This window comes from Rhizobium sp. rho-13.1 (assembly GCF_007000305.1).
In the GTDB taxonomy this organism is placed as follows: Bacteria; Pseudomonadota; Alphaproteobacteria; order Rhizobiales; family Rhizobiaceae; genus Rhizobium; species Rhizobium rhododendri.
On the sequence record NZ_SCFL01000011.1, the window covers coordinates 124,908 to 138,094 of the forward strand.

General features: G+C 60.3%; 13 protein-coding genes and 1 pseudogene. 5 read left to right on the forward strand and 9 right to left on the reverse strand.

The genetic code is table 11. From position 1 onward, the window contains the following. Nucleotides 1-65: 65 nt before the first annotated feature. Nucleotides 66-1,034, forward strand: a complete 969-nt coding sequence (locus EQW76_RS21355; protein WP_142830636.1) for a threonine/serine dehydratase — start codon at nucleotides 66-68, stop codon at nucleotides 1,032-1,034. Nucleotides 1,035-1,134: 100 nt separating this feature from the next. Here EQW76_RS21355 and EQW76_RS21360 read toward each other — a convergent pair whose 3' ends face one another. The 5 genes from EQW76_RS21360 to EQW76_RS21380 all read right to left on the reverse strand — a co-directional run bounded on the left by EQW76_RS21360 (nucleotide 1,135) and on the right by EQW76_RS21380 (nucleotide 5,573). After that, on the reverse strand, nucleotides 1,135-2,409 hold the full coding sequence (locus EQW76_RS21360) for a sorbosone dehydrogenase family protein (protein ID WP_244616996.1): 1,275 nt from the start codon (nucleotides 2,407-2,409) through the stop codon (nucleotides 1,135-1,137). A 65-nt stretch (nucleotides 2,410-2,474) separates the two neighbouring features. Further along, on the reverse strand, nucleotides 2,475-2,921 hold the full coding sequence (locus tag EQW76_RS21365; RefSeq protein WP_142830632.1) for a DUF2231 domain-containing protein: 447 nt from the start codon (nucleotides 2,919-2,921) through the stop codon (nucleotides 2,475-2,477). A gap of 147 nt (nucleotides 2,922-3,068) precedes the next feature. Beyond that, nucleotides 3,069-3,443, reverse strand: a complete 375-nt coding sequence (gene omp10, locus EQW76_RS21370) for an outer membrane lipoprotein Omp10 (protein WP_142830630.1) — start codon at nucleotides 3,441-3,443, stop codon at nucleotides 3,069-3,071. 173 nt (nucleotides 3,444-3,616) lie between these two features. Then, nucleotides 3,617-5,068 carry a homospermidine synthase gene (locus tag EQW76_RS21375; RefSeq protein ID WP_142830629.1) on the reverse strand — a complete coding sequence of 484 codons (1,452 nt, stop codon included), beginning with the start codon at nucleotides 5,066-5,068 and terminating at the stop codon, nucleotides 3,617-3,619. A 133-nt stretch (nucleotides 5,069-5,201) separates the two neighbouring features. Continuing rightward, nucleotides 5,202-5,573: a DUF4440 domain-containing protein gene (locus tag EQW76_RS21380; protein WP_142830627.1), complete on the reverse strand. Its 372-nt coding sequence runs from the start codon at nucleotides 5,571-5,573 to the stop codon at nucleotides 5,202-5,204. 211 nt (nucleotides 5,574-5,784) lie between these two features. Between EQW76_RS21380 and EQW76_RS21385 the strand changes: the two genes are divergently transcribed. Together EQW76_RS21385 and EQW76_RS21390 are read left to right on the forward strand one after the other, a co-directional pair. Beyond that, nucleotides 5,785-6,069: a CopG family ribbon-helix-helix protein gene (locus tag EQW76_RS21385; protein WP_142830625.1), complete on the forward strand. Its 285-nt coding sequence runs from the start codon at nucleotides 5,785-5,787 to the stop codon at nucleotides 6,067-6,069. Further along, the gene (locus tag EQW76_RS21390) at nucleotides 6,066-6,359 is read left to right on the forward strand and encodes a type II toxin-antitoxin system RelE/ParE family toxin (protein ID WP_142830624.1); all 294 of its coding nucleotides are present in this window, start codon (nucleotides 6,066-6,068) and stop codon (nucleotides 6,357-6,359) included. The genes EQW76_RS21385 and EQW76_RS21390 overlap by 4 nt, the downstream gene beginning before the upstream one ends. 3 nt (nucleotides 6,360-6,362) lie before the next feature. Here EQW76_RS21390 and EQW76_RS21395 read toward each other — a convergent pair whose 3' ends face one another. After that, complete coding sequence (locus EQW76_RS21395; RefSeq protein ID WP_142830622.1) at nucleotides 6,363-6,647, reverse strand: YciI family protein; 285 nt, start codon at nucleotides 6,645-6,647, stop codon at nucleotides 6,363-6,365. 125 nt (nucleotides 6,648-6,772) lie between these two features. Between EQW76_RS21395 and EQW76_RS21400 the strand changes: the two are divergent. Beyond that, nucleotides 6,773-7,662, forward strand: a pseudogene (locus EQW76_RS21400) (sensor domain-containing diguanylate cyclase). On the opposite strand, the gene EQW76_RS21405 reads toward EQW76_RS21400, so the two are convergent. The 3 genes from EQW76_RS21405 to EQW76_RS21415 are packed head-to-tail and all read right to left on the reverse strand — an operon-like array spanning nucleotide 7,663 to nucleotide 11,343. Further along, the gene (locus EQW76_RS21405; protein ID WP_142830620.1) at nucleotides 7,663-8,340 is read right to left on the reverse strand and encodes an aminotransferase class IV family protein; all 678 of its coding nucleotides are present in this window, start codon (nucleotides 8,338-8,340) and stop codon (nucleotides 7,663-7,665) included. Continuing rightward, the gene (locus EQW76_RS21410) at nucleotides 8,289-9,446 is read right to left on the reverse strand and encodes an aminodeoxychorismate synthase component I (RefSeq protein ID WP_142830618.1); all 1,158 of its coding nucleotides are present in this window, start codon (nucleotides 9,444-9,446) and stop codon (nucleotides 8,289-8,291) included. Before EQW76_RS21410 ends, EQW76_RS21405 begins: the two co-directional genes overlap by 52 nt. A gap of 40 nt (nucleotides 9,447-9,486) precedes the next feature. Beyond that, the gene (locus EQW76_RS21415; RefSeq protein ID WP_142830616.1) at nucleotides 9,487-11,343 is read right to left on the reverse strand and encodes a M3 family oligoendopeptidase; all 1,857 of its coding nucleotides are present in this window, start codon (nucleotides 11,341-11,343) and stop codon (nucleotides 9,487-9,489) included. A 215-nt stretch (nucleotides 11,344-11,558) separates the two neighbouring features. Here EQW76_RS21415 and EQW76_RS21420 point away from each other — a divergent pair, with 215 nt between their 5' ends. After that, nucleotides 11,559-13,139, forward strand: coding sequence for a sigma-54 dependent transcriptional regulator (locus EQW76_RS21420; protein WP_142830614.1), 1,581 nt, complete (start codon nucleotides 11,559-11,561; stop codon nucleotides 13,137-13,139). Nucleotides 13,140-13,187: the final 48 nt, after the last annotated feature.

Consider the following 13,187-nt stretch of genomic DNA (forward strand, 5'->3'; position numbering starts at 1 on the left):
TGTTCCATCGGGGATGACGAGATCCTATGCAGGGATGCCACTACCCTTTCGACATGGAGCTTTTCTTGGTCGATATTGCAATGATCGAAGCCGCCCGGGTGCGCCTTTCCGGCAAGGCGCGGCGGACGCCGCTGCTGTCCTCGCCCTTTCTCGACGAAATCGCCGGGCGGCGCCTGTTTGTCAAGGCTGAGTGCCTGCAGCACACCGGCTCCTTCAAATTCCGTGGCGGATGGTCGGCGATCTCGGCGCTGTCACCCGACATTCGCGCGCGCGGCGTCATCGCCTTTTCTTCCGGCAACCATGCTCAAGGCGTGGCACTGGCAGCCCGCATGCATGGTATTCCCTCGGTCATCATCATGCCGTCGAATGCACCGAAGATGAAGATCGACAATACCCGCGCCTTCGGCGCAGAAGTGGTGCTCTACGACCGGGCCACTGAAGATCGCGACGAGATCGGCGCCCGGCTGTCGAGAGAACGCGGCCTAACGCTGATCCGGCCCTATGACGAACCGATGGTCATAGCCGGGCAGGCAACGACGGGGCTCGAGATCGCCGAGCAGGCGCTTGAAAACGATATCGGCGCGGCCGAAGTGCTGGTGCCATGCGGCGGCGGCGGTCTGACTTCGGGGATCGCACTGGCGCTTGAGGCCCGCGCGCCAGCCATGAAGGTGCGTCCCTGCGAGCCAGAGGGCTTCGACGACGCAACACGGTCGCTGGCGTCTGGCCGGATCGAACGCAACTCCTCGCTTTCGGGCTCGATCTGCGACGCCATCATCACGCCGCAGCCGGGCGAGATTACCTTCCCAATCATGCGGCGGCTCTGTGGCACCGGCCTCGTCGTGATGGACGCCGAAGCCCTTGCCGCCATGGCGCTGGCATTTACCCGACTGAAACTGGTGGTCGAACCCGGCGGCGCCGTCGCCTTGGCCGCCGCCCTCTTCCACGGCAACGAACTCGCCGGCGACACGGTGATTGCCGTCACTTCAGGCGGCAACGTCGACAACGACGTCTTCCTGAAATCCCTCGGCCACTAACGGGGAGACTACCTCTCTGGAACAGATGAGCCTTCAGACGAAAAAGCCCGGCGCTGAGACATCAGCGCCGGGCTTTGTTTTACAAGTAGTGCGGCCGCGCCTACTTGGCGGAGACGCGCCAGACTGTGTTGCCGGCGTCGTCGGCAATCAGCAGGCCACCGGTTTTATCAACGGCAAGGCCGACTGGCCGGCCACGGGTCTTGTTGTCCGCACCCATGAAGCCGGTAACGATATCCTGCGGCTTGCCATTCGGGCGACCATCGGCAAACGGGACGAAGACGACCTTATAACCGTTGAAGGTCTTGCGGTTCCAGCTACCGTGCTCGCCGACAAACGCACCGCCCTGATAGGCCGCCGGCAGGTTTGTGCCCGTATAGAACGCCATGCCGAGCGGCGCGACGTGCGAGCTGAGCGCATAGTCCGGAACGACAGCCTTCTCGACCAGATCAGGCCGCTGCGGCATGACACGCGGATCGACGTGCTGGCCGTAATAGCTGTAAGGCCAGCCGTAGAACGCGCCATCCTTCACCGACGTCATGTAATCCGGCACCAGATTGGGGCCGAGTTCATCGCGCTCGTTGATGACAGCCCAGAGCGCATGGCTCTTTGGCTCGAAGCTCAGCCCATTCGGGTTGCGCAGGCCGGTTGCAAACAGCCGCGAGCGACCCGTTTCCCTGTCGACTTCCCAGATCGCTGCACGGTCCTTCTCGGCACCGATGCCATTTTCGGTGATGTTGCTGTTCGACCCGACGCCGACATACAACAGCTTGCCGTCATCGCTGGCAACCAGGCTCTTCGTCCAGTGATGGTCGATAGGGCCGCCCGGCAGGTCGACAAGCTTGACACCCGGCTCGGTTATCTTGGTAGCGCCCGGTGTATAGGGAAACCGCATGATCGCATCGGTGTTGGCAACATAAAGATCGTTGCCAACAAGCGTTACTCCGAACGGCGAATTCAGGTGATCGAGAAAGACGTCGTGAACTTCGGCAACCCCGTCCCCATCGGCATCGCGCAGCAGCGTGATGCGATTGCTTGCCTGCTGTGGCGGGCTTCCGGTCGCAAAAGATTGAACCCAGCCCATGATCAGGTCCTTGGGACGTGTGATAGCGGCTGCAGGCGGCGCGACGGATTCGACCACCAGAACGTCGTCGTTCGGCAACGCGTAAAGCGAGCGAGGGTGAACAAGCCCGGAGGCCAGCGCCTTGATCTGCATGCCCTCGGGCACGGTCGGCGTCTCGTCCTTCTGCCAGCCGACCACGGGGGCGACATGCATTGGCGGTACCAGATATTGCGATTGTTCCGGTAGCGTCGGATTTGCACCGATTTCGCTCGTCGGATCCGGATCGCTGCCACCGCAGCCGGCAAGAGCGAACATCGAGGTGCAAGCGAGCGCCACAGCGAGCGAGCGGCGGATGGTTCTCGGGGAAATCACTGTGCGCATCACTCGACTACTCCTAGGTCTTGGCGATAGACCGGCGTGCGGCCGAGCAAACCACCGAGGATCAATACGATCAGCGTGGCTGCGGAGAGGACCAGGCCCATCGGGACAACCGAGGTCCAGGCATCGCGGCTATGGATAAGGGCATTGAAAATGGCGAGCACCAGGGCGACACCGTTGCCAAGCACATAGATGGCCGAGAGACGGTTGACGCCGACAAGGCGGCCAACGAAGAAATCAACGAGGCAGACCAGCGCTGCCACAGCGCCGACCATCAGGCCAGCCGTCAGCAACCACGCCGAAAAATTGGCCCACATCATTTCGGCAGTTCGCCAATAGGTGATGTCGGTAATCATCGTGCCGATGAAACAGGCAAGGGCGAAATGCCACAGAATCGGAAATAGCGGAGGTTTAACGATCCTTACGGGGTAGATAATGGGATTTGTCATGGGGTTTTCTTCCAATGCCGCCAAATTGCGTCGTTGGCAAACCAGTTAGCCAGCCTTTCGTTCCTTTATTCCCGGTACGACGCTGAATCCCATCAAAACGAAAAAAGCTCCCGCGAGGGGAGCTTTTGAATGTTTGGCCGGAAAACCTCAGCCGCGACGCGCGAGCGAGAACTGGGCGCCGCTGTCGGACGTGCAGTTCAGCTGGTTCGAGTTGACCAGCGCGCAATTGACCTTGGACTGTGTCTTGCGGACCAGCGACGTCATGTTGATCTCGACCAGGCCGGGGGCGGTGTTGACGTATGTGCCGGAAGCAAGAAGCTGGTTGCTGTCGGTCGTCCGGGTGGAGAATCCGCCGCCCTGGAATGTCGAGATGATGCCGTTCGGATCGGCCCAGGTGCCGTCCACCGTTTGCGGCGCCTGGCGGGTCGCGACCTGCATAGGCATCTGCCGCGGACCCTGATCCATACAGGAGGCGAGCGACAAGGCCGAGACAAGGAGGGCAAGGCTTGCTTTGATCTTCATGGTTCTTCCCCGAAATTCAGAATCGGCATCCGCCGCACACTTTGCGAAAAGATGGAGCGGCACCCCCGTGAAAGCAAGGCTCGGGCCGCCGATCCGCAGATTTATCATTGAGGCGTAACAAAAATGCCCGCACCAACGATGCGGGCATTCCAGGTTCTAATCAGCCAGTCTTATCAACGAACGAGCACGTTCTTGAACTGCCACGGATCCTTCGTGTCGATATCTTCCGGGAACAAGCCGGGACGACCTGTCAGCGGAGTCCAGTCCGTGTAGTGGCCTTCGACAGGACCGAGATACGGCATCTGCACTTCGAGGCAGCGCTTGTAATCGATCTCGTCGGCCTCGACGATCCCAGCTTTCGGGTTCTCGAGAGCCCAGACCATGCCGGCGAGAACGGCCGAGGTGACCTGCAGGCCGGTGGCGTTCTGGTACGGCGCAATACGGCGCGTTTCTTCGAGCGACAGGCGCGAGCCGAACCAGTAGGCGTTCTTGTCGTGGCCATAGAGCAGCACGCCGAGTTCGTCGACACCCTCGACCAGTTCGTTCTCGTCGAGAACATGCATGACCGGCTGGGCGTTGCCACCATTGCCGAACATTTCATGCAGCGACAGGACGGCATCGTTGGCAGGATGGTAGGCGTAGTGGCAGGTCGGACGGTAGGAGACTTCGCCGTCCTTGTCGGTCACCGTGAAGTAGTCGGCGATCGAGATCGACTCGTTGTGAGTGACGAGGTAGCCGTACTGCGCGCCGGGCGTCGGGCACCAGGTGCGCACGCGGGTGTTGGCGCCGGGCTGCTCGAGGTAGATTGCCGCCTGGCAACCCTTCTTGTGCTTCTTGGCATTCTTCGGCATCCATTCTTCATGGGTGCCCCAGCCGAGTTCGGCAGGCTGCAGGCCTTCCGAAATAAAGCCTTCGACCGACCATGTGTTCCAGAACACGTTGAGCGGCTTCGGGGTCTTGGTCAACTGCGTGTCGCGCTCGGCAATGTGGATGCCCTTGACGCCGACCTTCTTCATCAGCTTGGCCCAGCCTTCGCGATCATGCTGGTCCGGCTCGTCGAATTTGATGTCGAGATCGCGGGCAAGATTGACGAGGCCCTGCTTGACGAACCATGAGACCATGCCCGGGTTCGCGCCGCAGGTGGAAACGGCCGTCGTACCGCCCGGGTTCTTCTTCTTTTCGTGGCGAACGGTTTCGCGCAGCGCATAGTTGGTGCGGTCGGCGTTCTTCATGGTCTTGTCGAAATAGAAACCGAGCCATGGCTCGATGACGGTATCGATGTAGAGAACGTCGAGCTTACGGCAAAGCTTCATCAGGTCGAGCGAGCCGGTGTCGACAGAAAGATTGACGCAGAAGCCCTGGCCTTCGCCTTCGGTCAGAAGCGGCTTTAGCAGCTCCTTATAGTTATCCTTGGTGACATATTCCTTGATATGGCGGATGCCATGCTCGGCAAGAATAGCCATGTCGCCTTCGTTTTCACGCGGGTCGATGACAACCATCCGGCTCTTGTCGAATTTGAAATGGCGCTCGATCAGGGGCAGCGTGCCGCGGCCGATGGAGCCAAAGCCGATCATCACGATCGGGCCGGTTATTTCGGCATATACCGGGTAGTTTTCCTGCTTCATACTTTTCTCCTTCAAAGAGCAGAGGCTCTTTGGTGTCTGTCGATTCATCAGCAAACGCTTGACGATGGGTAAAGGGCTCTAATCACAAAATCCTGTCACAATAAAGGGTGGATGACCACCTCGCCGAGCGTAACTATAGCCTATCCGTCAAAGTCCCCTGGTGGAAAACCATAAGCCAGCGCCCGTCTTCTTCCTGCCGCCAGATCGAACTGCGCAGGGAGTGGACCGCATCCCCCTCTATGGTCTTTCTGGTCGATCCGTAAGTCACCAGTGCAATATGCTCCGACAGCATGACTAGCCTCGGATTGTGCAAGGCACGTGACATGACCGGCTCTTCCGTCAGCAAGGCCGAAATGATGTCCGCAAAGCCGAACATGCGGCCGGAACTGCCAATCTCCCGGAATTCCGGCGACAGATGACCCACAAGCGCCGCTCTCGACGAACGCACAGCCGGATCGAACAGCCTTTCCTCAAGCTGGCGAAGATGTTCGAGCAATCCATCCATGGTTTTATCCCCCTCAACAAATCCAGCCCATCCACCTTTGTACGACAAATGCATAAGCGAGCCATGGACGACTATCTGCAGGGCAATTCCGCCGACATTTTCGACCGTAGCGTTTCGCACTGAAGGCGGGAGACCCAGAAAAGCCCCGCCTTGTTGCCGGATGATCCAAGCTTTGTTAGACTTAGGACATCGAAGGTGTGGAAAGCGTAACATGGCTGACAATAAGCTTTTCGTGGATCTGTCCGATGACACGAAGCAGCGGCTGGATCGCCTTTCCAAGGCAATAGATCGCTCCGCAACATCCATCACCGCTGAGGCCCTCGAGCTTTATCTGGCTCAACAGGAATGGCAGATCGCTGCCGTAGACGAGGCCGTTCGCCGTGCAGATCGTGGAGGCTTCGTGTCCCACGAGGCAATAATGTCTTGGCTTGGCTCCTGGGGGACACCGGGAGAACTTCCTGCACCGAACCCGCTCGGCCGTAAGACGGCGCAGTGAACATCATTTGGGCTGAGGCCGCTGTTGCCGATCTGGTGGCCATTCGCGCATTCATAGCCGACCACAATCCTCAGGCGGCAAATAAAGTAGCGGCTAAAATCCTGCACGCGGCCAATCTCCTCAGAGATAAGCCACGCCTCGGACTTAGCACACATGTCGCACATGTTCGGAGGTTGATTGTGCACCAGTCGCCGTATTCCATCATCTATCGGGTAGTTGGACCGGACCTGCAGATCCTGGAGATCTTCGACGGACGGCAATTGGCACCTCGCACCGATGTGAGAGGCTGATCTTTATCCCCTCAACAACTCCAGCCCCTCCACCATCCTCGTCAACGCCACCTCGGTGATCTCGTAGCTGGCGATGCCATGCAGCGTGAACGGGTCGGCGGCGACATAGGCTTCCAGATCGGCGCGCTCACCCTTTGCAAAAATCACGCCGCCGGTGCGCGGTACCTTACGGCCGGACGCGAGAAACCAGCCCCGACTGTAGCCTTCCGCTACCCACTCTATATGTGGCTCCATGAACAGATCGGCATCTTCGTTGCTTTTCAGATAGGTAAGCGAGAGAATGAACATGGGCGACCCCCGGGATTGCGTGCCGCGATGTGACACAGATCGAATAGGTTAAGAACCCCGGCCGTTCACATTCTTTTTAGACGTCAACATGATATCAGCGTCCTATTGGAAACAGGAAGACCGGAATGGACCTCATGTCTGAACGGTTTGCTGCGCTTCTGTCGACGAGCGCGGCACTGATTGCCGTCTGACGAAGCCGATCGGCTACGCTTTGCCAACGATGCCTTTCGGTCGGCATTCGCGCTCACTGCGGAGGAAACGCCGCTCTGGTCGGAGTTGATGCGCCGCAATACGTTGGCCGGCCTCGGCACAGTGATCCGCTCTCCCGATTTCGAATCATGGCTGGTCTCAGCACAGTCGCGCCGCGGCAAGATCCCGTTCCGCAGCTTCGAAACGGATCTCGTCGACGGTCGCTGGCTGTGGATGAACGAGACTGTCGAGGAAAACGGCTGGATGCTCTGCGTCGCCACCGACATCACCCACATCAGAACGAGCGAGCGCAACCTGCGCCAGGACCGTGATTTCGCCCTGCGTGCGTCGCAGACGGACGAACTGACGAGCATTTCCAACCGGCGCTTCATGATGGCGGCCCTGGACGAACTTGTCCGCCGCCAGGCAGGCGCCCGGCCGATGATGAGTTGCGCCTGCATCATCGATCTCGATTTCTTCAAATGCATCAACGACCGTTTCGGCCACCAGACCGGCGACGACGTCCTCATCGATTTCGCACGCCGCGTCCACGTGCTGGTGCGAAGGCACGATAGTTTTGGCCGCATCGGCGGCGAGGAATTCATGCTGTTGATGCCCGATACCGATCTTGCCGAAGGCGAGGCGATTATCGGTCGTGTCTTGCAAACCGTGCGGCAGGCCCGACCCGTCCTTTTCCTACACCTGCTCGGCGGGCCTTGTGCAACTTCGTGCGGGTGAAACGACACGCGAAATCTATTCAAAGGCAGATGCGGCACTTTACGTCGCCAAGCGGGCCGGCCGCGACCAGCTGAAAAGCGTCGCCTAGCTAGTCCGACACCAGCACAGCAGGGATAAGCCCGCGCAAAGAATTGCCAACGAAGAGTTTGCCTCTGTCGACATCGGCGAGGGTGAGCCGAGAGGTCCGGGCTTTGCGCGTGCAGATCAATTCGCTGCGCAACACGCCGGCCAGCAGGCCGCAGGCAATCGGCGGCGTCAGCAGCATGCCGGAGCCGTCGTCGACGAAAATCGAGGTAATGGTGCCTTCGCAAACGTCGCCCTTCTCGTTGAGCAACAGAACTTCATCGGCCTCGTCAGGGCTGAATTCGGCACGGGCGCGGTCATAGACCCCGCGTCGCGTAGTTTTCGCACGAAGCAGCTTGTTGCCGGAATCGAGACGTGTGGCGGCGATGCGGATCCGCCACGTCACATCGGCAGCCAAAGGCACAAAACCGGCCGTGGTAACCGCAACACTGCCGGTACGATTCATCGTCAGGCGGACACGCTGCGGGCCGGATGCGTCGCAAACGGCCGCGTCAAGCGCCGCTTCCACCTGCCCCGGTGCCGCAAAACCAAGGCGTCGGGCAGAACGCTGCAGCCGCGCCAGATGCAGCTTCAACCTGACGAAGCCGAGGCCCGGCTCGTAGCGCAGGGTTTCGATCAGCGAGAAATCATCTACCGGGCGATCCACGCGTCCCCCACGGCAAACCGCGCCTTCAGCAGGCATTCCGCGTACTCCGCCTCGGCAGTCGAATCGAAGACGATACCGCCGCCGACGTTGAAGACGCCCCTGAAATCGTCGAACAGCGTGATCGTCCGGATGGCTACGGAAAAGCGCATGGCACCATCAGGTGCAATCATGCCGATAGCACCGCAATAGGCGTTGCGCGGCCCGACCTCCAGCCCATGGAGGATTTCCATCGCCCACATTTTTGGCGCGCCGGTGACCGAGCCGCACGGAAAAAGCGCGGCAAAGATATCCCGGATCGACAGGTCAGGAAGGAGCTTTGCCTGGACGGAACTGACCATCTGATGGACGGTCGGATAGCTCTCGATATCGAAAAGCCTCGGCACCTCGACGCTGCCTGTCTCTGCGATCAGCGAAATGTCGTTGCGCAGGAGATCGACGATCATCCGGTTTTCAGCCTGGGTCTTGCCGTCCTGGCGCATCGCCTCGACGATGGCGGAGTCTTCGTCCGGCGTCAGTCCGCGCGGCGCCGTCCCCTTCATTGGACGGGTTTCGATCCAGCCGTCGGCGTCGACACGGAAAAACAGTTCCGGCGAGCGCGACAGGATGACCGGGCCGGCGAGATCGACAAGTGCTCCATACTTGACCGGCTGTCGTTCGATCAGCGACCAGAAGGCGGCGCGTGGATCGCCATTCCAGCGCGCCTCGATCGGCATCGTCAGGTTACCTTGGTAGCAGTCACCGTTCCGGATGTGGCGGTGAAGCTGGTCGAAGCTCTTCCGATAGGCGGCAAAATCCCATGCGGCCTTCGGATCCGTCAGAAAGGCTTCGTTTTCAAGGCGACGCTGCGGCTGCGAGAGCGGATGGTCCGCAGCTGCCGGTCCGTCGAAGATCCCGAAAACCATCAGCGGCGTCCGGCGTCCCTCGGCGATCAGCGGCGCGAGCCTATCCTCGAAGACGAAGCCCGCCTCATAGGCCATGTAGCCGGCCAGCCAACGACCGGCCGCCTTCTCCCGCTGCATCCGCGCCAGACCGGCCAGCACCTCGGCGCCCGTATGCGCGACGATCACATCCAGGGGTTCGGCAAACAGCATCACCTGGCCGGTGGTATCGTCTCGGAAAAGGACTGATGCGGTGCTGGCCATGTGTGCGGCGTGGTTTGTCCTGCGTTTACGCTTCGTTGTTTTATGACTCGTCCAGTGCCTCGAGTTCGTCGATAAGCCCCTCGATCATCGAAAGCCCCCTCGCCCAGAACGACGGATCGGTGGCATCGAGGCCGAACGGCTTCAGCAGTTCGGAATGATGTTTGGTGCCGCCAGCCTTCAGAAGCTCGAAATACTTGTCCTGGAACCCCGGTTCTGCCTTCTGGTAGACGGCATAGAGCGAATTGACCAGGCAATCGCCGAAGGCATAGGCATAGACGTAGAAGGGCGAATGGATGAAGTGCGGGATATACGTCCAGTAGGTCTCGTAGCCCTCGGAGATGCGGATCGCCGGCCCGAGGCTTTCCTCCTGCACGGACAGCCAGAGCGCCCCGATATCCTCCGACGTCAGCTCGCCGGCCTTGCGCGCAGTGTGCAGCTTACGTTCGAATTCGTAGAAAGCGATCTGGCGCACGACCGTGTTGATCATGTCCTCGACCTTCTGGGCGAGCATCGCCTTGCGCTCGCGCTTGTCAGTGGTCTTTTCCAGAAGAGCCCGGAAGGTCAGCATCTCGCCGAAGACCGAGGCGGTTTCGGCCAGCGTCAGCGGCGTCTGGCACATCAATGCGCCCTGCCCGCCGGCCAGCACCTGATGCACGCCGTGGCCGAGCTCATGGGCAAGGGTCATCACGTCGCGCGGCTTGCCGAGGTAGTTGACCAGCACATAAGGATGGGCGGAAGGCACTGTCGGATGGGCAAACGCGCCCGGCGCCTTGCCGGGCCGCACCGGCGCATCGATCCACTGCTCGTCGAAGAAGCGGCGGGCGATTGCGGCCATCTCAGGTGCAAAGTCATTGTAGGCCGACAGCACCGTCTCCTTGGCGTCGCCCCAGGGAATCAGGACATTCGAGGTCTCCGGCAACGGCGCGTTGCGGTCCCAGAAATCCATCTGCTCCATGCCGAGCCACTTGGCCTTCATCTTGTAATAGCGGTGCGACAGGCGCGGATAGGCATCACGAACCGCAGCGGCCAGCGCATCGACGACCTCGCGCTCGACCCGGTTGGCAAGATGCCGGCTGTCGGCGATGTCCTTGAAACCACGCCAGCGGTCGGAAATGTCCTTGTCCTTGGCGAGCGTGTTTGTAATCAGTGTGAAGACCCGCAGATTAGCCTTGAAGGTGGCGGCCAGCGCCATGGCGGCTTTCTTGCGGACTGCCGTGTCGGGATCCTGCAGCAGGTTGAGCGTCATCTCCAGCGGCAACATCTCGCCGTCGATCTCGAAGCGCAGCTCGGCCATGGTCTCGTCGAACAGACGATTCAAGGCGGCTGCCGACGTCATCGACTTTTCGAGGAACAGTTGCTCGATCTTGTCCTCGAGCTGGTACGGCTTGTCCTGGCGCAGATCGACCAGCCACGGGCGATAGTGGCCGGCTTCAGGATCGTTCTGCATACAGGCATCGATCAGCACGTCGTCGAGCCGGTTGAGCTCCAGCGCGAAGAACAGCAGGTGCGAACTGGCTTCGGTGATCTTCGCCTGCACATCGCCGTAGAGCTTGCCGTTGGCCGGATTGCTGGTGTCGGAAAAATAAGTCAGGCCGGCGAAGGAGGCGATCCGGCCCATGAGGTCGTCGAGCGCCTCGTATTCGCGCAGCGCCGCACCGATACCTGCATCGCCCGTGCTCATCGCCGCAGTGCCGAGCTTCCCCTTCCACTTTTCCGCGAACGCAACCGACGCGGTGGCAGCCTTTTCCATGTCGGCGAGAAACGCCGAAGACGTTGCCGAGGGATAGAGATCCGCAAGCTTCCAGACGGGCAGATCGCCAAGTGCTGCATCCGCAGGTGCTTTGACGGAAATGTCGGCCGAAAGGTTAAGAAAGGCGTGGAGCGAATGGCGGCTCATGGGCAGTTATCCTCTGCTTTCCTGGTCTGGCACGGTCACCTGTCGTGTCTAATTGGCCCTAACGATGGCGGCAAGCCGATTTTCTCGGCGAAATCACTGCCTCGGACCAAAGTTGTGCTGATCGTGCATTGATTAAAATGCCGTTATTTCTCAGAACTGGATGTTCAATCCTGTCTGCCAAAATCACCTCAAGTTTCGCATGAGGTGAGGCACCAATGACCATACATAATGACGCCAAGGTCGGCGCGCAAATTCTCATCGTTGAGGATGATCCGGTCCAGCGCCGGCTTCTGAAGAATGCTGTCGAGCGGCATGGCTATGCCACGCTGCTGGCCGAGAACGGTCGGCTCGGGCTACAGGTCCTCAAAGAGAACAGTGGCCGCGTCAATGTCATCGTGCTCGATCTGATGATGCCGGAGATGGGCGGGCTGGAATTTCTGGCAGCCCTTCACGAGATGGGCACCGACATACCGGTCATAGTCCAGACGGGCCAGGGCGGCATTGAAACCGTGGTGCAGGCGATGCGCGCCGGCGCTTTCGATTTCGTCGTCAAGCCGGTTTCGCCCGAACGCATCGCAAGCGCCATTCACGGCGCCCTGAAGCTCGACCAGCGCGAAGCCAAAGCGCGGGCCGGCCGCAAGACGCGCTCCGGCAGTATCAGCTTCGACGACATCATCTCCGCCAGTCCGGCGATGATCCGCATCACCGACCTCGCCCAGCGGGCGGCGCTTTCGAACATCCCCGTGGTGCTCGAGGGCGAATCCGGCGTCGGCAAGGAATTGGTGGCACGCGCCATCCAGTCGGCCAGCGACCGCGCCAACAAGCCTTTCATCACCGTCAACTGTGGCGCCATACCCCACAACCTCGTCGAAAGCATCCTCTTCGGCCACGAAAAGGGTGCGTTCACCGGCGCCACAGAGCGCCATGTCGGCAAGTTCATGGAAGCCGATGGCGGCACGCTGTTCCTCGACGAAGTCGGCGACCTGCCGATCGAGGTGCAAGTGAAGCTGCTGCGCGCCGTACAGCAGGGCGAAATCGAAACGATCGGCGCCCGCACGACGCAAAAAGTCAATGTCAGGCTGATCTCCGCCACCAACAAGGACCTTATCGAGGAAGTGAAGGCAGGGCGTTTCCGCGAGGATCTCTATTATCGCCTCAACGTCTTCCCGATCACAATGCCGGCGCTGCGCCGGCGCAAGGAAGATATCCCGCATCTGGTGCGCGTCTTCGTCGAGCGCTTTTCCGCCGAGCAGAAGATCGGTCACACGCTCGGTATCAGCGCCGGCGCCATGGCGCTGCTGACTGCCTACGACTGGCCCGGCAATATCCGCCAGCTCGAAAACGCCATCTTCCGCGCCGTCGTCCTGGCGCAGGGCTCCGATCTGGTCGAAGCGGATTTTCCGCAGATCGCCGCTCAACTGCCCGGCTACCTAACCTCGGAACAGATGGCTGCCGGCGGCATCTCCAGGCGTGCCATGGGCGAAGGCGGTCTTTCGCTCGTGGGCGGGCGCGAATCGGACCACGTCGAGAGCGTCACAAACGAATCACCGGCGCCCCAACCGGCTGAAACAGCCGACGTTTCAGTTCCCGACAATCAGATCGCCAGCACCGGCCCGTCCGGCGAAGTGCGGAAACTGGCCGACGTAGAGGAGGAATTGATTCGTTTTGCACTGAAATTTTACCGCGGCCAGATGAGCCAGGTAGCCCGAAAACTAGGCATTGGCCGCTCTACCCTCTACCGCAAATTGAAGGATTACGGTATAGATCCGGACGACCCGCAGAAAAACGCTGCCTGATCGCTTTCTTAACGTTCGGGCAAGCATATTCCGTTACTGGTCGTAAAG

What these genes read in the sequence shown, in the direction of transcription:
- EQW76_RS21405 (WP_142830620.1), bottom strand. Translation starts at nt 8,340, where the DNA reads ATGCCTGCTGAAGGCGCGGTTTGCCGTGGGGGACGCGTGGATCGCCCG.
- omp10 (WP_142830630.1), bottom strand. Translation starts at nt 3,443, where the DNA reads ATGAAGATCAAAGCAAGCCTTGCCCTCCTTGTCTCGGCCTTGTCGCTC.
- EQW76_RS21380 (WP_142830627.1), bottom strand. Translation starts at nt 5,573, where the DNA reads ATGGATGGATTGCTCGAACATCTTCGCCAGCTTGAGGAAAGGCTGTTC.
- EQW76_RS21385 (WP_142830625.1), top strand. Translation starts at nt 5,785, where the DNA reads ATGGCTGACAATAAGCTTTTCGTGGATCTGTCCGATGACACGAAGCAG.
- EQW76_RS21360 (WP_244616996.1), bottom strand. Translation starts at nt 2,409, where the DNA reads ATGTTCGCTCTTGCCGGCTGCGGTGGCAGCGATCCGGATCCGACGAGC.
- EQW76_RS21395 (WP_142830622.1), bottom strand. Translation starts at nt 6,647, where the DNA reads ATGTTCATTCTCTCGCTTACCTATCTGAAAAGCAACGAAGATGCCGAT.
- EQW76_RS21365 (WP_142830632.1), bottom strand. Translation starts at nt 2,921, where the DNA reads ATGACAAATCCCATTATCTACCCCGTAAGGATCGTTAAACCTCCGCTA.
- EQW76_RS21410 (WP_142830618.1), bottom strand. Translation starts at nt 9,446, where the DNA reads ATGGCCAGCACCGCATCAGTCCTTTTCCGAGACGATACCACCGGCCAG.
- EQW76_RS21375 (WP_142830629.1), bottom strand. Translation starts at nt 5,068, where the DNA reads ATGAAGCAGGAAAACTACCCGGTATATGCCGAAATAACCGGCCCGATC.
- EQW76_RS21420 (WP_142830614.1), top strand. Translation starts at nt 11,559, where the DNA reads ATGACCATACATAATGACGCCAAGGTCGGCGCGCAAATTCTCATCGTT.
- EQW76_RS21415 (WP_142830616.1), bottom strand. Translation starts at nt 11,343, where the DNA reads ATGAGCCGCCATTCGCTCCACGCCTTTCTTAACCTTTCGGCCGACATT.